Source organism: Nocardia sp. NPDC004573 (assembly GCF_053602135.1).
In genome coordinates, this window is record NZ_JBSGDA010000029.1 from 1 (window position 1) to 17,145 (window position 17,145).

Genomic DNA, 17,145 nt, shown 5'->3' on the forward strand with positions numbered 1-17,145 from the left:
AGGGCGAGAACATCCCGGAACCGGGCATCCCGGAATCGTTCAAGGTCCTGCTCAAGGAACTCCAGTCGCTGTGCCTCAACGTCGAAGTGCTGTCGTCCGACGGCGCCGCGATCGAGTTGCGCGAAGGCGAGGACGAGGACCTGGAGCGTGCGGCGGCCAACCTCGGCATCAACCTGTCGAGGAACGAAGCGGCCACCGTCGACGATCTGGCGAACTAGGCGGCAGGCCGGATGCCGCGCAAACGGCATCCGGCCCCGCACATAACTCACTAGTGAACTTTTGCTCGAATTCGACCCGCACAGGGGAAAGGAAGTTACGTGCTAGACGTCAACTTCTTCGATGAACTCCGGATCGGCCTGGCCACCGCCGAGGACATCCGTCAGTGGTCCTACGGCGAGGTGAAGAAGCCGGAGACCATCAACTACCGCACGCTCAAGCCGGAGAAGGACGGCCTGTTCTGCGAGAAGATCTTCGGTCCCACCCGGGACTGGGAGTGCTACTGCGGCAAGTACAAGCGCGTCCGCTTCAAGGGCATCATCTGTGAGCGCTGTGGCGTCGAGGTGACTCGCGCCAAGGTGCGCCGCGAGCGCATGGGCCACATCGAGCTGGCCGCTCCGGTCACCCACATCTGGTACTTCAAGGGCGTGCCCTCGCGTCTGGGCTACCTGCTCGACCTGGCGCCGAAGGATCTGGAAAAGATCATCTACTTCGCCGCCTACGTCATCGTGGCGGTCGACGAGGAGTTGCGGCACAACGAGCTGTCCACGCTCGAGGCCGAGATGGAGGTCGAGAAGAAGGCGGTCGCCGACCAGCGTGACGCCGACCTCGAGGCCCGCGCCCAGAAGCTCGAGGCCGACCTGGCCGAGCTGGAGGCCGAAGGCGCCAAGTCCGACGTCCGCCGCAAGGTCAAGGACGGCGGCGAGCGGGAGATGCGCCAACTCCGCGACCGCGCCCAGCGTGAGCTGGACCGGCTGGAGGAGATCTGGAACACCTTCACCAAGCTGGCGCCCAAGCAGCTCATCGTCGACGAGGTGCTCTACCGCGAGCTGGTCGACCGCTACGGCGAGTACTTCACCGGCGCCATGGGCGCGGAATCGATCCAGAAGCTGATGGAGAGCTTCGACATCGAGGCCGAGGCCGAGTCGCTGCGCGAGACGATTCGTACCGGCAAGGGCCAGAAGAAGCTGCGCGCGCTCAAGCGGCTCAAGGTCGTCGCGGCCTTCCAGGCCAACGGCAACTCGCCGATGGGCATGGTGCTCGACGCCGTTCCGGTGATCCCGCCGGAGCTGCGCCCGATGGTTCAGCTCGACGGTGGCCGCTTCGCCACCTCCGACCTGAACGACCTGTACCGTCGCGTGATCAACCGCAACAACCGCCTCAAGCGACTGATCGACCTCGGCGCCCCCGAGATCATCGTCAACAACGAGAAGCGGATGCTGCAGGAGTCCGTCGACGCCCTGTTCGACAACGGCCGCCGCGGCCGTCCGGTCACCGGACCGGGCAACCGTCCGCTCAAGTCGCTGTCCGACCTGCTCAAGGGCAAGCAGGGCCGCTTCCGCCAGAACCTGCTCGGTAAGCGCGTCGACTACTCCGGCCGTTCGGTCATCGTCGTCGGTCCGCAGCTGAAGCTGCACCAGTGCGGTCTGCCCAAGCTGATGGCGCTGGAGCTGTTCAAGCCGTTCGTGATGAAGCGCCTGGTCGACCTGAACCACGCGCAGAACATCAAGTCCGCCAAGCGGATGGTGGAGCGGCAGCGGCCGCAGGTGTGGGACGTCCTCGAAGAGGTCATCGCCGAACACCCGGTGCTGCTCAACCGCGCGCCCACCCTGCACCGTCTCGGTATCCAGGCCTTCGAGCCGCAGCTGGTGGAAGGCAAGGCCATCCAGCTGCACCCGCTGGTCTGTGAGGCGTTCAACGCCGACTTCGACGGTGACCAGATGGCCGTGCACCTGCCGCTGTCGGCGGAGGCGCAGGCCGAGGCGCGCGTGCTGATGCTGTCGTCGAACAACATCCTGTCGCCCGCCTCCGGCCGGCCGCTGGCCATGCCCCGTCTGGACATGGTGACCGGCCTGTACTACCTGACCCGTCTGGAAGAGGGCGCGAAGGGCTCCTACCAGCCTGCCACCGCCGACGGCCCGGAGCAGGGCGTGTACTCCTCGCCCGCCGAGGCGCAGATGGCGGTGGACCGCGGTGAACTCACCGTGCGTTCGCTGATCAAGGTCCGGCTGACCGACCAGCGCCCGCCGAAGGACGTCGAGGCGGAGCTGTTCCCGGAGGGCTGGCGGCGCGGCGACGCGTGGACCACCGAGACCACGCTGGGCCGGGTGCTGTTCAACGAGCTGCTGCCCACGGACTACGCGTTCATCAACGAGCAGATGCCCAAGAAGCGCCAGGCGACGATCATCAACGATCTCGCCGAGCGCTACCCGATGATCGTGGTCGCGCAGACCGTCGACAAGCTCAAGGACGCAGGCTTCTACTGGGCCACGCGTTCCGGCGTGACGGTCTCCATGTCCGACGTGCTCGTGCCGCCGGAGAAGGCCGAGATCATGGAGCGCTACGAGGCGCAGTCGGATCAGATCGAGAAGAAGTACCAGCGTGGTGCGCTCGATCACCAGGAGCGCAACAACGCCCTGGTCAAGATCTGGCAGGAGGCGACCGAGGAGGTCGGTAAGGCGCTGCGCGCGCACTACCCGGCCGACAACCCGATCATCACGATCGTCGACTCGGGCGCCACGGGTAACTTCACCCAGACCCGTACCCTCGCCGGTATGAAGGGCCTGGTGACGAACCCGAAGGGTGAGTTCATCCCGCGGCCGATCAAGTCCTCCTTCCGTGAGGGCCTGACGGTTCTGGAGTACTTCATCAACACCCACGGCGCTCGTAAGGGTCTGGCCGACACCGCGCTGCGCACCGCCGACTCGGGTTACCTGACCCGTCGTCTGGTGGACGTCTCGCAGGACGTCATCGTGCGCGAGCACGACTGCGGCACCGAGCGCGGCATCGTGGTGCCGATCGCGGAGAAGCAGCTCGACGGCTCGATCATCCGCGACGCGCACGTGGAGACCTCCACCTACGCGCGGACGCTCGCGGCCGACGCGCTCGACGCGCAGGGCAACGTCATCGTGGCGAAGGGCGCCGACCTCGGCGACCCGGCGCTGGAGGCGCTGCTGGAGGCGGGCATCACCGAGGTGAAGGTCCGCTCCGTGCTGACCTGCACCACCGGCACCGGCGTGTGCGCGACCTGCTACGGCCGCTCGATGGCGACCGGCAAGCTGGTCGACATCGGCGAGGCCGTCGGTATCGTCGCCGCGCAGTCCATCGGTGAGCCCGGTACCCAGCTGACCATGCGTACCTTCCACCAGGGTGGTGTCGCGGGTGACGACATCACCGGCGGTCTGCCCCGTGTGCAGGAGCTGTTCGAGGCGCGCGTGCCGAAGGGCAAGGCGCCTATCGCCGAGGTCTCCGGTCGCGTGCGGCTGGAGGACGACGATCGCTTCTACAAGATCACCATCATCCCGGATGACGGTGGCGAAGAGGTTGTCTACGACAAGCTCTCGAAGCGGCAGCGTCTGCGCGTGTTCAAGCACGACGACGGCACCGAGCGCCTGCTCTCGGACGGTGACCACGTCGAGGTCGGCCAGCAGCTGCTGGAAGGCGCGGCGGATCCGCACGAGGTGCTGCGCATCATGGGCCCGCGTCAGGTTCAGGTCCACCTGGTCCACGAGGTCCAGGAGGTCTATCGGTCGCAGGGTGTGTCGATCCACGACAAGCACATCGAGGTCATCGTGCGCCAGATGCTGCGTCGCGTGACGATCATCGACTCGGGCGCGACGGAGTTCCTGCCCGGCTCGCTCACCGAGCGCGCCGAGTTCGAGGCCGCCAACCGTCGCGTCGTCGCCGAGGGCAACGAGCCCGCGGCGGGTCGCCCGGTGCTGATGGGTATCACCAAGGCGTCGCTGGCCACCGACTCGTGGCTGTCGGCGGCGTCCTTCCAGGAGACCACCCGAGTCCTGACGGACGCGGCGATCAACTGCCGCTCCGACAAGCTCATCGGTCTCAAGGAGAACGTGATCATCGGTAAGCTGATCCCGGCCGGTACCGGTATCAACCGGTACCGCAACATCCAGGTGCAGCCGACCGAGGAAGCCCGTGCCGCCGCGTACGCGGTGCCGTCCTACGACGACACCTACTACAGCCCGGACAGCTTCGGTCAGACCACCGGCGCCGCAGTCCCGCTGGACGACTACGGCTTCAGCGACTATCGGTAATCCGCGCAACGACATCCGGCCCCCGCTCCGTTCGGAGCGGGGACCGGATTCGTTTTCGGGAGGACGGGTGACCGATGGTGGACAACCGCGAGGGGAACCAGTAGGAAAGTAGAACAGGTTTCAATTCTGTTCCGGAGGTGGCGGTGGACGACACGGCGTTGGGGGACCTGGTGGTAGCCGGGTTCCGGAAGCTGGGATTCATCCAGTACGCGGGGGTCGAGTGGGACGAGTTCGCGGCGGGGCGGAACGTGGTGTCGATCGTGCCGCGAGCGGAACACCTGAACCACAACGGAGACCTGCACGCCGCCGTGCTTTTCGGGATGGCCGAGACCGCCGCGATGGGCGCGTCGGTGTCGGGCATCGTGGACCTGATGGGCGATACGTTCATCGTCGCCAAGGACGGACGCATCGAATATCGGGCCCGCGCGAAAGGCGCAGCGGGGCCGTTCCGCGCCACGTCCGCGTTCTCCGGCGAGACACTGGCGAAGATGCGCGCGGACATCGAGGCGCGAGTGCCGCTCGAACTCGACGTGCCGGTGGACATCACCGACCGCACCGGAAAGACCGTGGCCGCAGCGCTATTCACGGCGGTACTCCGGCCGCGCCGGTCTTGATCGGATCGACAAGGCTCGGGGGCTTGTCGCCCTGCATCCGGTGTGGAATGTCCGCGCGATCGCCGGGCGGCTCGAAATCCGTGCTCCGGACGCGACTCAGCGCTCGCTGTCGAGCATCGCCATCTGTGCCGTGGCGTAGCGTTCGCCCGCAACCCGGTCGGCGGGCGCGGCCGCTTCGATGCCGGCCAGCTCCTCGTCGGTGAACGAGAGATCCAGCGCGCGTACGGCTTCCGCCCAGCGTTCGCGGCGGCGGGTGCCGATGAGCGGCACGATGTCGTCGCCACGGGTCAGCGCCCAGGCGATGGCCAGTTGCGCCACCGAGGCGTCCTCGCGCGCCGCGATCGCGTTCAGCGCGCGGACCAGTTCGAGATTCCGATCCAGGTTCTCGCCCTGGAAACGCGGGCTGTGTGCGCGGAAATCGTTCGCGGCGAAGGTGGCGCCGGGCTGGATCGCATCGCTGAGCAGGCCGCGGGAGAGCACGCCGTAAGCGGTGACACCGATGCCGAGTTCGCGGCAGACCGGCAGGATTCGCTCCTCGATGCCCCGGGAGATCAGCGAGTACTCGATCTGCAAGTCCACGATGGGGTGCACAGCCGCCGCCCGCCGGATGGTCTCCGGACCCACCTCGGACAGGCCCACGTGACGCACGTATCCGGCCTCGATCAGCTCACCGATGGCGCCGATGGTGTCCTCGATCGGCACGTCCGGATCCAGCCGGGCAGGGCGGTAGATGTCGATGTGGTCGACCCCGAGCCGCTGGAGGCTGTAGGTCAGGAAATTGCGCAGCGCCGCAGGCCGGTTGTCCACGCCGACGAAAGCGCCGTCGGGCCCGCGCAGCGCGCCGAACTTCACGCTCAGCACCACGTCCGCGCGGGGGCGCTCGGCGATGGCCTTGCCGATCAGCATCTCGTTGTGTCCCGCACCGTAGAAATCACCGGTGTCGATGAGGTTGACGCCGGAATCCAGCGCCGCGTGGATGGTCGCGGTCGATTCGGCGTCGTCGGTCGCGCCGTACGCGCCGGACATGCTCATCGCGCCGAGGCCGATGCGGCTCACGGTCGGGCCGGTGGCCCCGAGCCGCACTCGGTCGATCTTCGTTGTCGTCATGGGACCAGCCTGCGCCGGTCGGGAGCGACGCGGGAGAGATCGCTTATCGGAGGAGCGGGGATCCCTGGCTGAGCACGCCGTTCCGAGGGACAGTTATGGCATGGACCGCCCCGAACTCGCCGATTTCCTGCGCCGTCGCCGCGAGCAGCTCACGCCCGCCGAAGTCGGGTTGCCGCCCGGTGTCCGGCGGCGCACGCCGGGGCTGCGTCGCGACGAGGTGGCCCTGCTCGCGGGCATCTCGACCGACTACTACACCCGGCTCGAGCAATCGCGCGGCCCGCGTCCGTCCACCCAGGTGCTCGCCGCGCTCGCGCGTGCGCTGCGTTTCGGCAACGACGAACGTGATCATCTCTACCATCTGTGCGACCACGCCCCGCCGGGACGTGAGACGACCGACAAGCACGTGGGCCCCGGCCTGATGCACCTGCTCGCCAAGCTGGACGACACCGCGGCCACCGTCGTCACCGATCTCGGCGAGGTTCTCGTGCAGAACCGGATGCACACCTTGCTCGTCGGCGATCACGGCGACCGTCGCGGGTGGGATCGGTACTACGCCTACCGCTGGTTCACCGCCCCTTCGGCACGCGCCCTGTTCCCGGAGGAGGACTGGGACCGGCTCGGCCGCAACCACGTCGCCGATCTCCGCGCGACGGCCGCGCGCCGAGCGGGCGACGCGGACGTGACCGCGTTGGTCGCCGAGCTGCGTTCCGCGAGTCCCGAATTCGACCGGCTCTGGAACGAGCACCACGTAGCCGTGCGGCTCTCGGACACCAAGCGCATTCGGCATCCGCAGGTCGGCCTGATCGACACCGTCTGCGAAACGCTGCTCACACCCAACGCCGCCCAGCGCCTGCTGGTCTACCTACCGCGTCCGGGCACGGACGCGGCGGAGAAACTGGACTTGTTGCGGGTGATCGGTACGCAGCGGCTGACGCCCGCCGACCGGCTCGACTAGGGCGCGGTGACGTACTCGAGCGCCGCGTCGACGGCGGGCTGTCCGCCGCCGATGACATACCCGGCCATCGCGCCGATCGCGGCGCCCGCGACCGCGGCGACCGGCACGGTGATGAAGTCGATCACGAACAGTCCCAGCGGAAAGCCGACGATGAAGCCGATGGCGGCGCCGATCCCGGCTCCGGCCAGGATGGTCGGCATGGCCTTCTCCGCCTCGGCGTAGAACCGCTCCTGAGCGCCGATATCGCGCAGCGGCGCGTCGGCCATCGCGACCGGCGCCACGGTGAGCCGGTGGCCCGCGTCCTCGAGCACGGGCCGCAGGGACACGCGCTGGTCTCCGATGCGCAGCGTCATCGGCAGTGCGGCGACGATCTGCCCGTCGCGATCGGCGACCGTCACCACTCGGTCGTCGTGGGTCAGCTCGAAGGTCCCGTCCTGAAGGGTCGCCACCGCCGCGCGGCGGTCCTCGGTGGCCGCGACCTCGTAGGCGACCTGGTGGAACGTGCCGTGCAGATCGAGCGGCGCGTCGGCGGGCGCGGGCTGCGCGTGCGCGGCGCTCGTGGTGAGTGCGGTGGCCGCCAACGCCACCAGAGTCGTCGCGGTGATTTGGGAGATCCTCATCGTGCTCTTTCCGTGTCCCGCCCCCGTGTCCGGTTCGTCCGGACAAGATACCGCTCGCGGGGCCCGATCAGAAGTGCCGAGTCACAGTTCTTCACCGAATGCCCCCGCGAAAGTTCCTGCCCTGCTTCGCCGCCGGGTGCTCGCGGTGGGGCCTCGGGCTGCCGAAAAGCCGCTTACCCCGGGGCTGCGGCGACTCGTGTATTCGCGGCCGACCGTCGCTCGAGTCGCCGGCGATTCCCTCTTGACGACCGCGCCCCGATGCGAAACACTGAACTAGATGGTTCAGTATGACTTCTTGGATGCCTCCTTCGGGGCGCTCGCGGATCCCACCCGGCGTGGGATTCTGGAACGCCTCGGCCAGGGGCCCGCGACCGTCAGCGAGCTGGCGGAACGCTTCGAGATGACGCTCACCGGCGTCAAGAAGCACATCCAGCTGCTGGAGGCGGCGGGCATGGTGGTCACGGAGAAGCGCGGCCGAGTGCGGTACTGCCGCCTCGGCGAGAACGTCTTCGACCGCGAGGTGGCCTGGATGCAGGGCTACCGGCGGATGGTGGAAGCGCGGCTGGACCGTCTCGGCGAATTCCTCGAACGAACGGAGCAGGAGCGATGAGCACAACCACGAACGAGGCCGTCATCACGGCCGACACCGACCGCACGATCCACATCGAGCGGGTCTTCGACGCGTCGCGCGAGCGCGTGTGGGACGCCTACAGCAGGATCGAGCTGCTCGCCCAGTGGTGGGGGCGCGGCAACCGGCTCGACATCGAGCGCTGGGAGTTTCGTCCCGGCGGGCACTGGCGATTCGTCGAGCACGCCGAAGGGGAGACCCACGGCTTCGAGGGCCGCTTCCGCGAGGTCACCCCGCAGGAGCGCATCGTGTACTCCTTCGAGTGGGACGGCATGCCCGCCCACGTGGCGATCGACAGCGTCAGCTTCGTGGATCTCGGCGACGGTCGTACCAAGGTGGTCACCGACAGTCAGTTCCACACGCCGCAGGAGCGGGACGGAATGTTGCAGTCGGGCATGGAATCCGGGCTCAACGAGAGCTACCGCGCACTGGACGCGTTGCTCGCACGCGGCTGAGCCGGACAACGCTTCGGCTCCGGTGGTGGGAGCGGAGCCGAAGCGTGCGGCGGCTGACCGTCGCGGCGGGAAACCTGCGAGGCGCAGGAGATCCGAACGGCCGACGGACACAGGCCGAGCGGAAGTCGGGCGGGTGCGCGCGGTACCGCGACTCAGTCCCGGGCCGGGCCGATCCGGCGCTTGCGCGGCTTCAGATGCAGTCCGGGCAGCGGCGGCGCCGGAATGCGCTGTTGCGGAGTATGGCCTGCGATGTCGGCGAATCGGGTGACGTCGTGGTTCTCCCAATCCGCCCGGGCGGCGGTGATGTCCTCGTGGCTGCGGCCGACGAAGTTCCACCACATCACCAGCTCCTCGCCGAACGGCTCGCCGCCGATCAGCGCGAAGTGCGCACCCGGGGTGCTGCCGAGCCGGAGTTCGTCGCGCTCGGTACCCAGGTACAGCAGGGGGCCCGGCGTGAGTTCCTCGCCCGCGACGGTCACCTCGCCCTCGATCACCAGCACCGCGTGCTCGAAACGAGGGTCGAGCGGAAGGGTGACGTCGGCTCCGGCCGTCAGTCGCACATCGGCGCCGACGATGGGGGTGTAAGCGATCGCGGGCGAGGTCTTCCCGGCCAGCGTGCCGATCAGCACGATCGCCCGGAGGCCGGGCGCCTCCACGACCGGCAGCTCGCGGTGCTGCTCGAAATGCGGGGCGATGCCGGTGTGGTCGCCCGGCAGGGCGATCCACAGCTGCAGGCCCTGCCCCGCGGGCGCGCCCGCGACGGCGTACTCGGAGTGCGCGATGCCGCGTCCGGAGGTCATCAGGTTCAGCTGGCCGGGTTCGATCTCCACGTCCGAGCCGACCGAATCGCGATGCCGGATGCGGCCCTCGAACGGCCAGGTCACCGTTTGCAGGCCGATGTGCGGATGCGGATCGATGTCCGGCGGCGCGCCGGTCTTGGTGACGGTCGGCGAGCCGAAGTGGTCGAGGAAGCACCACGCGCCCACGGTGGGCAGGTCGCGCTGCGGCAGCACGCGTTCGACGTAGACGCCGCGCACCCCGCCGAGCGGCACCTCACGGGCCGGATACCGCTCCGCGACCGGGCCGGGGCCCGGCGCGGGCTCGCACAGCGTCTCGGCGGGGCGGGGGTCCAGATCACTCACCGATCGACGCCCTTGCCGATCACGTGTTTGTCGTAGTCCGGGTGCTTGTCCAGGTACGCCTTGATGAACGGGCACACCGGACGGATCACGCGCCCGCGCTCGATGACGTCCTCGATCGCGCTCCTGGCCAAGACGGATCCGAGGCCCTTGCCGGAGAACGCGCCGTCGACCTCGGTGTGCGTGAACACCGTCTCGTCGTCGCGTTCCTCGTAGTCGGCGAAGCCCGCCAGCTCCCCGCCGTAGAACACCTCGTAGCGATGCCGCTCGTCGTTGCGGACGACCTTGGTCTGCGAAGCCGATTCGGTCATGGTTCCCTTCTCCTTCCGGGCGCGGACCGGATGTCTGCTGAGAATCGAGACCCGGTTGAACGCGCCGATCGTGGTGGCCACCCAGATGACGACGGACAACTGGTCATCCGTCAGATACCGGCGCGCCGCAGCGTACTCACGCTCGACGACGTCTTCGCCGGGAAGCGTCGCCGTGATTTCCGCGATCGCGAGCACGGCCTGCTCGAACGGGGTGTACGGGCCGCCGCGCCGCCAGCCGGGCAGCACCGCGATCTCCTGCTCGGTGGCGCCTGCCGCCAGGGCGGCCCGGTAATGCACGTCCAGGCAGTACGCGCAGCCATTGAGCTGGGAGACGCGCAGATTGACCAGTTCGATGATCCGGCGATCCAGCCCCACCGCCGCTCCCGCGGCCCTTACCTCGTTCGCGACGCTGTTGAGCGCGCGGAACGCGGCCGGCGTCTGCTTGTCGATCCAGACGCGGTCGCGTGGCGCTTCGGGCTTCATATTCGTGGGATGTTAGTCGCCGCCGGTGAACGGCGCAGACCAGGCCGCCGAATAAGCGGACTTCGGTCCGAAAGTTTGCGCGCCGGTCGCCGATGATCGGCGCGGCCGGGAGCGCCGGCCCGGTGATCCGGCGTGGCTGGCGACGCCGGATCACCGGATGGCTCACGAGATCTCGGTGAACCGCCGCAGCTGGAACGGTTCGACCAGGACTTCCTGCAACGCGGTGGCGAGCGCCTGCAAGTGCGGTGTCCGGAAATGGGCCGCCAAGGCGTCCTCGTCGGTCCATTCCTCCAGCAACACCATCCGGCTCGGGTCGGTGGGATGCAGGTAGAGCTCGTAACGCAGACACCCGTCTTCCGCGAGGGTTGGTTCGATCATGCCTTGCAACAGATCCTTCAATTCCGCCTCGCGACCCGGCTTGGCGAGGAAGCGCACGTTGAGCGTCAACGTCGACATGGTCGGCTCCTGATCTCGAAGGTCATTCCCGGCCCGCGGACGTGAACGACATGTCCGCGTACCGGGTTCCGGACACCTGGCCGGCGATCGGCTCCAACGTCGCCAGCTCGTCGGGGGTCAGTGCGATCGTCGCGGCGGCGACGTTCTCGGCGAGCCTGGTCCGGCTGCGCGTGCCGGGGATCGGGACCACCGCGAGGTCGTGCACGCCTGCCTGGGCGTGTACCCAGGCCAGCGCCACCTGTGCCAGGGTGATGCCGCGTGTTTCGGCGATCGCGCGCAGCGGGGCGAGCAGCTCGGCGTTGCGGGCGGCGTTCTCGCCGGTGAAGCGCGGCATCGAGGAGCGGAAATCGTTCGCGTCCGCGGTGCCGGTGAACGATCCGGTCAGGAAGCCGCGACCCAGCGGCGAGTACGGCACGAACGTGACACCCAGTTCCGCCGCCGCGGGCACCGCGGTGCGTTCGACGTCCCGGGAGAACAGCGACCATTCCGACTGCACGGCCGCGATCGGGTGCACCGCGTGCGCCGCCCGCAGTTCGGCGCCCGTCACCTCGGACAGGCCGAGCGCGCGGACCTTGCCCTCCCGTACCAGTTCCGCCATCGCGCCGACCGTGTCCTCGATCGGGACGGCGGGATCCTTGCGGTGCATGTAGTACAGATCGATGGTGTCGATCCCGAGCCTGCGCAAGCTGCCTTCCACCGAGCTGCGGATGTAGGCGGGGGAGTTGTCGAAGCCCCGGTAGGCGGGGTCGTCGGCTTTGCGGACGATGCCGAATTTGGTGGCGATCACGAGCCGATCGCGCTCGGCGCGGACGAAATCGCTGAGGAATTCCTCGTTACGGCCGGAGCCGTAGACGTCGGCGGTGTCGAACAGCGTGACACCCAGCTCCAGCGCCCGGTCCAGAGTCGCCCGGGATTCGGTGAGGTCGCTGGGGCCGTAGAACTCGCTCATGCCCATGCACCCCAGACCCTGGGTGCCCACCTGGATGTCGCCGCCGCCCAGCGCGGTGGTGGGCAGCGTGCCGACCGTTGTCATACCTTGATCCCTTCGGTGTCCTGCGTGGTGCCCACGGCCTGCCCGATCGCTCGGCTCTTGCTCTCGTACAGCGCGATCTTGCGATCGAGCACGGCCAGGGTCTGACGAAGTTCATCGATCTTGGCGAGCACTTCCGCGCGGGTGTCCCGGAACATCGCCAGCCGTTGCGGGAGCGTGGCGTCGCCGGCCCGCACCAGTTCGGCGTAGCGCAGCATGTCCGCCACCGACATGCCGGTCGTGCGTAGCCGCCCGATCAGCGCCAGCCATTCCAGATCCCGGTCGCTGAATCGCCGCTTGCCGGTGTGGTCGCGCCCGATGTAGTTCATCAGCCCGATCCGCTCGTACCAGCGCAGCGTGTCCCGGCTCAGCCCTGACCGCTCGGACACCTCGCCGATCGAATACCGGGGCTGCTCCCTGTCGTCACTCACGCTCCCGTGAGAGGCGGTTTCGCTCACTGCACTCGCCCTTCCCGTTGAACATCGATGACGCTAGTCACCTGGAGTGTGCTCCAAGCAAGGGCCGGATTCAGCTGCTGTAGTCGGGCAGCTGCTGGACGGCCCATTTGTTGCCGTCCGGGTCGGCGAAGAAGGTGAACAGGCCCCAGCCGAGATCCTGGACCGGCGTGGCGTCCACGCCGGCGGCGATCAACTGCTGATAGGCGTCCTCGGCGCTGGCCACCACCATCTGCATACCGCGGACACTGCCCGGCGCCGCGTCGGTGAGGCCTTCGCCCAGACAGATGGAGCAGCCGGAGCCGGGCGGGGTCAGCTGCACGAAGCGCAGGTTCTCATCGACCCGGTGGTCGTGGTCGGCGTTGAAGCCGATCTTGGTGTAAAAGTCCTTCGCGCGGTCCACGTCGGTCACCGGAATGGCGACGAGCTCGATTTTCCAATCCATCCGGCGAGCATTCCACCGCGCGCCGACAAAGTCCCGGATTACGGCCTACGCTGGGAACATGCCTGGAAAGGACATCGACCGGATCAGGGCTCGTTCGGCCTGGGCGACGGTCAAGGAAAGCCCGGTGATCACCGCTGTCGCGATCGCGCCGTTCGCGCTCGCGCTCGGGGTGGTGTGGTGGTTGTTCGGTGGACTCGCCGCGTTCGCGCTGCTACTCGTGCTCGGCGGGGTCGTCGTGGTCGGCGGCAGGTTACTGCGCTGACCGCGCGTATCCGTAGCGTGCGGTCAGCGCGGGATGTGGAAATGCACCAGCTCCCCGGTCCCCGGATCGACGTCCGCCCAGCCGCGATCGAAACGCAGCACCGCCAGTGCTGAGGTCGGGAACTTCCGGCTGAGTTCGACCGCGGGGGCGCCATCGCGATTGCTCGCCAATTCCCACGCGGTCCACGGCATGCCCGGCGCGTGCCCGACCACCAGCAGCGTCGTCACGTCGTCGTCGCTGAGGCGGACCAGCTCGATGAGCGTCTCCGGCGCGGCCTCGTAGATCCCCGGTTCGAAGACGACCGGCGCGGTGACCCCGGTGGCCGTGAGCGTCTGCCTGGTCCGCGTGGCGGTGGAACAGCGCACCGCGTCGATCGGCGGCTGGGTCGCGCGCAACCAGTCGCCCGCGAGCGCGGCCTCGCGCCTGCCCCGCGGTGCGAGCGGTCGTTCGTGATCGCCGACGCCCTCCGGATAGGCCGATTTGCCGTGCCGCATGAGGATCAGGGTCCGCGCCATGGAGATACGGTAAGCCCTCCGGGCGAGAGGCCCCGACCACACTCGAGGCAAACTGAAAGCGGCATCACATCACGAACTCCAGCGAGCGACCCTCGCGGCGGACGTGACGAACGCCGCTCATCTGTCCACCACAACCCCTGGGTGGCCACAGCCCACGTACTTCTTCGAGGATCAGCACAATATGGCCTACGTAATCACGCAGCGTTGTTGCAACGACGCCAGCTGCGTCTCCGAGTGCCCGGTCGACTGCATCCGTCCCACTCCGGACCAGCCGGAGTTCGCGACGACCGAGATGCTCTACATCGATCCCGACACCTGTATCGACTGCGGCGCCTGTGTCGACGCGTGCCCGGTGGAGGCCATCTTCTCCGAGGACGACCTGACCGCTTCGCTGGCGCGATTCCGCGATATCAATGCCGCCTACTTCCAACGGCATCCGCTGGAATCGAACTTCGATCCGATCGTCACCCCCTCGCGTCCGCCGAAGGAGCTGGGCACCCTGCGCGTCGCGATCGTCGGCGCCGGTCCCGCGGCATGCTACGCGGCCGACGAACTGCTGCGCAGGGCCGACGTGGAAATCGAGATGTTCGACCGGCTGCCCACGCCGTGGGGCCTGGTGCGGGCGGGCGTCGCGCCCGACCATCCGGGCACCAAGACTGTCTCGGGCATGTTCGAGTCCGCGTTCCGCCGCGAGACCCTGCAGTACTACCTCAATGTCGAGGTGGGCACGCACATCTCGCACGAGGAACTGCTGCGCCACCACCACGCCGTGATCTACGCGGTCGGCGCCTCGAGCGACCGCAGGATGGGCGTCCCGGGCGAGGATCTGCCGGGCAGCCACTCCGCCACCGAATTCGTGGCCTGGTACAACGGCCATCCCGATTTCGCCGACCGGACCTTCGACTTGTCCGGCGAGCGCGCGGTGATCGTCGGCAACGGCAACGTCGCGTTGGACGTGGCGCGCGTGCTGACCGTCGATCCCGACGAACTCGCCAAGACCGACATCGCCGATCACGCTCTGGAGGCGCTGCGGCAGAGCAATATTCGCGAAGTCGTCGTGCTCGGCAGGCGCGGCCCGCTGCAGGCGGCTTACACCTCGCCGGAGTTCCTCGCGCTGGCGCATCTGAAGGGCGTCGACGTCGTCGTGGACGAGACCGACCTGGCGCTCGATCACGCCAGCCAGGCGATCGTGGACGACCCGCAGGTCGAGCCGTCGCTGGCGTTGAAATACACGCTGGCCAAGGAATACGCGGGCGGCCGCCGGGCGGAGGGCAACAAGCGGATCGTGTTCCGCTACCTGACCTCGCCGACCGCGCTCACCGGCACCGAGCGGGTCGAAGCCATCGAGATCGTGCACAACGAGCTGTTCGAGGAAGACGGTCAGTTGGTCGCGCGGCCCACCGATCGCACCGAGAGCATCGACACCTCGCTGGTGCTGCGATCGATCGGCTATCGCGGCGAGCGGATCGGCGAGCTGCCGTTCGACGAGCGGCGCGGCGTCGTGCCGAACGAGCACGGCCGGGTCATCGGCGACGACGGGACCATGCTGAGCGGCGTCTACGTCAGCGGCTGGATCAAGCGGGGCCCGCGCGGCGTCATCGGTTCGAACCGGATCGACTCCGAGGAGACGGTCGAACTGCTGCTCGCCGACTTCACCGCGGGCAAACTCGCTGCCCCGCAAGCCGACCGCGCCGCGCTGAAGGCCCTGCTCGCCGAGCGCCAGGCCGACCTGGTGGACCGGGCGGGGTGGCGAGCGATCGACCAGGCGGAGAAGTCCGCGGGCAAGTCCGCAGGCCGCCCGCGCGTCAAGTTCACCACCCGCGAGGACCTGCTCAAAGCCGCCCGCGGCTGAGGCCGTCGAGCCGGTCGGATCATCCCGATCCGACCGGCCGCGAGCCCCCGGTTCCCCGCTCGACCGTTTGCGGTGGCCCCTGACGGATGCACAAACCCGCCCGCCTGCACTCGTGAGACCCTGGCGGCGGGCCCCCGATAGCTGTCCAGACTATTAACCCTAGAGTTGGCCGCCCGGCCTCGCGAGGACCCGGCGGCTGGTCCGCGGTGGGCCCTGAACAGTCCTATACGGAACTGGCCGAGTCTCGCGGAACATTGCGCCTGACCTGCGATCGCCTCCGAACCGTTTATCCGGAACCGGCCGACTCGTCTAGCGGCAATATGACGGCCGGCCCGCGGTGGTGTCTGAGCTGTCCTATCCGAAACTGGCCGAAACTCGCGGGAGCCTACGGCCGGTCCGCGACCGCCTCTGAACCGTTCTGTCCGGAACTCGCCGACCGATTTCGCGAGCATACGGGTAACTCACCGGGTACGCCCAAAACCGAGCCGCACCCAACGCAGGACCTGTACGCAACTCCAGTGCTGCTGACTGGTACGGCCTGAAGACGCGGAGAGGCGGGGGAGCCTAGAAACCCGGAGAGGCGGGCTGGCCGGGTAAGGGCATGATGCGGACGACGGTCGTCGTGGTTCCACCGACCACGAACCACAGGCGCAGCACCGGTTGCCCGGTGCGATCCCCCGGCTCGTAGCGGCTGCGCACACTCACGTGCTGGCGCGCCAAGACCGGGGCCACGTATTCGATCACCGCGCGGTGCGGGCCCGCGAGCAGTTTGGGGTATTCGACCAGGAACTGTTCCACCGCTTGCCAGTAACAGGCGTTGTTGACGTGGTTGTACTGGTCGATATCGGTGGCGCGCACCGGGAACGGTAAGTCGGTGTCCGACTCCGGCGGGGTGGCGTCGGTCAGATACGGCCGCCACCGCAGGCGATGCTCGGTAGAGGTGCGCGCGAGGTAGGCGAGGCCCTCGTCGCTGATCCGCGCGGGCATGCCGGTGGACTCGCTGATATTGATCCAGAAGCCCTCGGTCTCGATCAGTCCGCCGTTTCCGCTGGTGATCCGCACGCGCATGTTGGTCCACCGGGTGGACATCGCCGAGCACCACCGCAGCAGCCGCACTTCGTCCGGCCACAGGATCGGCCGGATGACGTCGATGACCGTGCGCCGGACGATCCAGTTCGGGTCGGTCCGGTGGAAGAACGTGCTATGCAGGTTTTCCCAGGCGATATCTTGCAGGTAGCGGGCGACGGCGTCGAACCGCAACCGGTCGTAGGGATCCACATCACCAGCCCGGATGGGCCACGCCGAAGCAAAGCCCATGCCCTCCTGGGGAAGCGGGGCGAGTGGCTGATCGAGTGACACTTGTGCTCCTCGCGCTGCACGGTGTGCCGCGTTTCTTCATGCGGTGCTGTTGTGACGACTTTACGGGGCGTACGTCACACCCTCGCGTCGAGCCGTCCCTACCTCCTTAATAGTCCGTCTGCCGGGACCTGGGCCAGCAGAAACAGGGTCTTGCGTGCGCGACCTGGCCGGGAGCGGGCCCGATCGGC

General features: G+C 68.1%; 18 protein-coding genes. 8 read left to right on the top strand and 10 right to left on the bottom strand.

From position 1 onward, the window contains the following. The 3 genes from ACWEKR_RS30915 to ACWEKR_RS30925 form a co-directional block, all read left to right on the top strand. The coding region (locus ACWEKR_RS30915) for a hypothetical protein (protein WP_356968766.1) at nucleotides 1-218 on the top strand (218 nt) is incomplete at its 5' end. Nucleotides 219-317: 99 nt separating this feature from the next. Further along, on the top strand, nucleotides 318-4,271 hold the full coding sequence (locus ACWEKR_RS30920) for a DNA-directed RNA polymerase subunit beta' (protein ID WP_452357465.1): 3,954 nt from the start codon (nucleotides 318-320) through the stop codon (nucleotides 4,269-4,271). 143 nt (nucleotides 4,272-4,414) lie between these two features. Next, the gene (locus ACWEKR_RS30925; RefSeq protein ID WP_452357466.1) at nucleotides 4,415-4,885 is read left to right on the top strand and encodes a PaaI family thioesterase; all 471 of its coding nucleotides are present in this window, start codon (nucleotides 4,415-4,417) and stop codon (nucleotides 4,883-4,885) included. A 96-nt stretch (nucleotides 4,886-4,981) separates the two neighbouring features. Here the strand turns inward: ACWEKR_RS30925 and ACWEKR_RS30930 are convergent, their stop codons facing one another. Beyond that, entirely contained in the window at nucleotides 4,982-5,992 is a 1,011-nt protein-coding gene (locus ACWEKR_RS30930) for an aldo/keto reductase (protein ID WP_452357467.1), read from the bottom strand. A gap of 100 nt (nucleotides 5,993-6,092) precedes the next feature. Here ACWEKR_RS30930 and ACWEKR_RS30935 point away from each other — a divergent pair, with 100 nt between their 5' ends. Continuing rightward, nucleotides 6,093-6,947 carry a helix-turn-helix transcriptional regulator gene (locus tag ACWEKR_RS30935; protein WP_452357468.1) on the top strand — a complete coding sequence of 285 codons (855 nt, stop codon included), beginning with the start codon at nucleotides 6,093-6,095 and terminating at the stop codon, nucleotides 6,945-6,947. Here the strand turns inward: ACWEKR_RS30935 and ACWEKR_RS30940 are convergent. Beyond that, the gene (locus tag ACWEKR_RS30940; protein WP_195092075.1) at nucleotides 6,944-7,567 is read right to left on the bottom strand and encodes a hypothetical protein; all 624 of its coding nucleotides are present in this window, start codon (nucleotides 7,565-7,567) and stop codon (nucleotides 6,944-6,946) included. The two genes, ACWEKR_RS30935 and ACWEKR_RS30940, sit on opposite strands and share 4 nt — an antisense overlap. Nucleotides 7,568-7,844: 277 nt before the next feature. Here ACWEKR_RS30940 and ACWEKR_RS30945 point away from each other — a divergent pair, with 277 nt between their 5' ends. Continuing rightward, the gene (locus ACWEKR_RS30945; RefSeq protein WP_452357469.1) at nucleotides 7,845-8,177 is read left to right on the top strand and encodes an ArsR/SmtB family transcription factor; all 333 of its coding nucleotides are present in this window, start codon (nucleotides 7,845-7,847) and stop codon (nucleotides 8,175-8,177) included. Then, nucleotides 8,174-8,650, top strand: coding sequence for an SRPBCC family protein (locus ACWEKR_RS30950; protein WP_452357470.1), 477 nt, complete (start codon nucleotides 8,174-8,176; stop codon nucleotides 8,648-8,650). Before ACWEKR_RS30945 ends, ACWEKR_RS30950 begins: the two co-directional genes overlap by 4 nt. A gap of 152 nt (nucleotides 8,651-8,802) precedes the next feature. On the opposite strand, the gene ACWEKR_RS30955 is transcribed toward ACWEKR_RS30950, so the two are convergent. The 6 genes from ACWEKR_RS30955 to ACWEKR_RS30980 form a co-directional block, all read right to left on the bottom strand. Next, the gene (locus ACWEKR_RS30955; protein ID WP_452357471.1) at nucleotides 8,803-9,792 is read right to left on the bottom strand and encodes a pirin family protein; all 990 of its coding nucleotides are present in this window, start codon (nucleotides 9,790-9,792) and stop codon (nucleotides 8,803-8,805) included. Further along, nucleotides 9,789-10,583, bottom strand: coding sequence for a GNAT family N-acetyltransferase (locus tag ACWEKR_RS30960; protein WP_452357472.1), 795 nt, complete (start codon nucleotides 10,581-10,583; stop codon nucleotides 9,789-9,791). Before ACWEKR_RS30960 ends, ACWEKR_RS30955 begins: the two co-directional genes overlap by 4 nt. 162 nt (nucleotides 10,584-10,745) lie before the next feature. Beyond that, a complete protein-coding gene (locus ACWEKR_RS30965; RefSeq protein WP_452357473.1) occupies nucleotides 10,746-11,039 on the bottom strand; it encodes a putative quinol monooxygenase in 294 nt (97 codons plus the stop codon). Between the two features lie 22 nt (nucleotides 11,040-11,061). Continuing rightward, nucleotides 11,062-12,072: an aldo/keto reductase gene (locus ACWEKR_RS30970; protein WP_452357474.1), complete on the bottom strand. Its 1,011-nt coding sequence runs from the start codon at nucleotides 12,070-12,072 to the stop codon at nucleotides 11,062-11,064. Beyond that, nucleotides 12,069-12,500 carry a MerR family transcriptional regulator gene (locus tag ACWEKR_RS30975; protein ID WP_452357475.1) on the bottom strand — a complete coding sequence of 144 codons (432 nt, stop codon included), beginning with the start codon at nucleotides 12,498-12,500 and terminating at the stop codon, nucleotides 12,069-12,071. The genes ACWEKR_RS30970 and ACWEKR_RS30975 overlap by 4 nt, the downstream gene beginning before the upstream one ends. Before the next feature lie 97 nt (nucleotides 12,501-12,597). Beyond that, the gene (locus ACWEKR_RS30980; RefSeq protein WP_159849858.1) at nucleotides 12,598-12,969 is read right to left on the bottom strand and encodes a glyoxalase superfamily protein; all 372 of its coding nucleotides are present in this window, start codon (nucleotides 12,967-12,969) and stop codon (nucleotides 12,598-12,600) included. Between the two features lie 58 nt (nucleotides 12,970-13,027). Here ACWEKR_RS30980 and ACWEKR_RS30985 point away from each other — a divergent pair, with 58 nt between their 5' ends. After that, on the top strand, nucleotides 13,028-13,231 hold the full coding sequence (locus tag ACWEKR_RS30985; protein WP_159849860.1) for a hypothetical protein: 204 nt from the start codon (nucleotides 13,028-13,030) through the stop codon (nucleotides 13,229-13,231). Nucleotides 13,232-13,254: 23 nt separating this feature from the next. Here the strand turns inward: ACWEKR_RS30985 and ACWEKR_RS30990 are convergent, their stop codons facing one another. Then, nucleotides 13,255-13,746: a SixA phosphatase family protein gene (locus tag ACWEKR_RS30990; protein WP_452357476.1), complete on the bottom strand. Its 492-nt coding sequence runs from the start codon at nucleotides 13,744-13,746 to the stop codon at nucleotides 13,255-13,257. Nucleotides 13,747-13,927: 181 nt separating this feature from the next. Between ACWEKR_RS30990 and ACWEKR_RS30995 the strand changes: the two genes are divergently transcribed. Then, nucleotides 13,928-15,598 (top strand): FAD-dependent oxidoreductase, encoded by a 1,671-nt coding sequence (locus ACWEKR_RS30995; RefSeq protein WP_452357477.1) that lies wholly within the window; start codon nucleotides 13,928-13,930, stop codon nucleotides 15,596-15,598. Nucleotides 15,599-16,162: 564 nt separating this feature from the next. Here ACWEKR_RS30995 and ACWEKR_RS31000 read toward each other — a convergent pair. Continuing rightward, nucleotides 16,163-16,957, bottom strand: coding sequence for an acyl-[acyl-carrier-protein] thioesterase (locus ACWEKR_RS31000; protein WP_195092057.1), 795 nt, complete (start codon nucleotides 16,955-16,957; stop codon nucleotides 16,163-16,165). Nucleotides 16,958-17,145 lie beyond the last annotated feature (188 nt).

What these genes read in the sequence shown, in the direction of transcription:
- ACWEKR_RS30970 (WP_452357474.1), bottom strand. Translation starts at nt 12,072, where the DNA reads ATGACAACGGTCGGCACGCTGCCCACCACCGCGCTGGGCGGCGGCGAC.
- ACWEKR_RS30930 (WP_452357467.1), bottom strand. Translation starts at nt 5,992, where the DNA reads ATGACGACAACGAAGATCGACCGAGTGCGGCTCGGGGCCACCGGCCCG.
- ACWEKR_RS30935 (WP_452357468.1), top strand. Translation starts at nt 6,093, where the DNA reads ATGGACCGCCCCGAACTCGCCGATTTCCTGCGCCGTCGCCGCGAGCAG.
- ACWEKR_RS30960 (WP_452357472.1), bottom strand. Translation starts at nt 10,583, where the DNA reads ATGAAGCCCGAAGCGCCACGCGACCGCGTCTGGATCGACAAGCAGACG.
- ACWEKR_RS30995 (WP_452357477.1), top strand. Translation starts at nt 13,928, where the DNA reads ATGGCCTACGTAATCACGCAGCGTTGTTGCAACGACGCCAGCTGCGTC.
- ACWEKR_RS30985 (WP_159849860.1), top strand. Translation starts at nt 13,028, where the DNA reads ATGCCTGGAAAGGACATCGACCGGATCAGGGCTCGTTCGGCCTGGGCG.
- ACWEKR_RS30980 (WP_159849858.1), bottom strand. Translation starts at nt 12,969, where the DNA reads ATGGATTGGAAAATCGAGCTCGTCGCCATTCCGGTGACCGACGTGGAC.
- ACWEKR_RS30990 (WP_452357476.1), bottom strand. Translation starts at nt 13,746, where the DNA reads ATGGCGCGGACCCTGATCCTCATGCGGCACGGCAAATCGGCCTATCCG.
- ACWEKR_RS30950 (WP_452357470.1), top strand. Translation starts at nt 8,174, where the DNA reads ATGAGCACAACCACGAACGAGGCCGTCATCACGGCCGACACCGACCGC.
- ACWEKR_RS30945 (WP_452357469.1), top strand. Translation starts at nt 7,845, where the DNA reads ATGGTTCAGTATGACTTCTTGGATGCCTCCTTCGGGGCGCTCGCGGAT.
- ACWEKR_RS30965 (WP_452357473.1), bottom strand. Translation starts at nt 11,039, where the DNA reads ATGTCGACGTTGACGCTCAACGTGCGCTTCCTCGCCAAGCCGGGTCGC.
- ACWEKR_RS30940 (WP_195092075.1), bottom strand. Translation starts at nt 7,567, where the DNA reads ATGAGGATCTCCCAAATCACCGCGACGACTCTGGTGGCGTTGGCGGCC.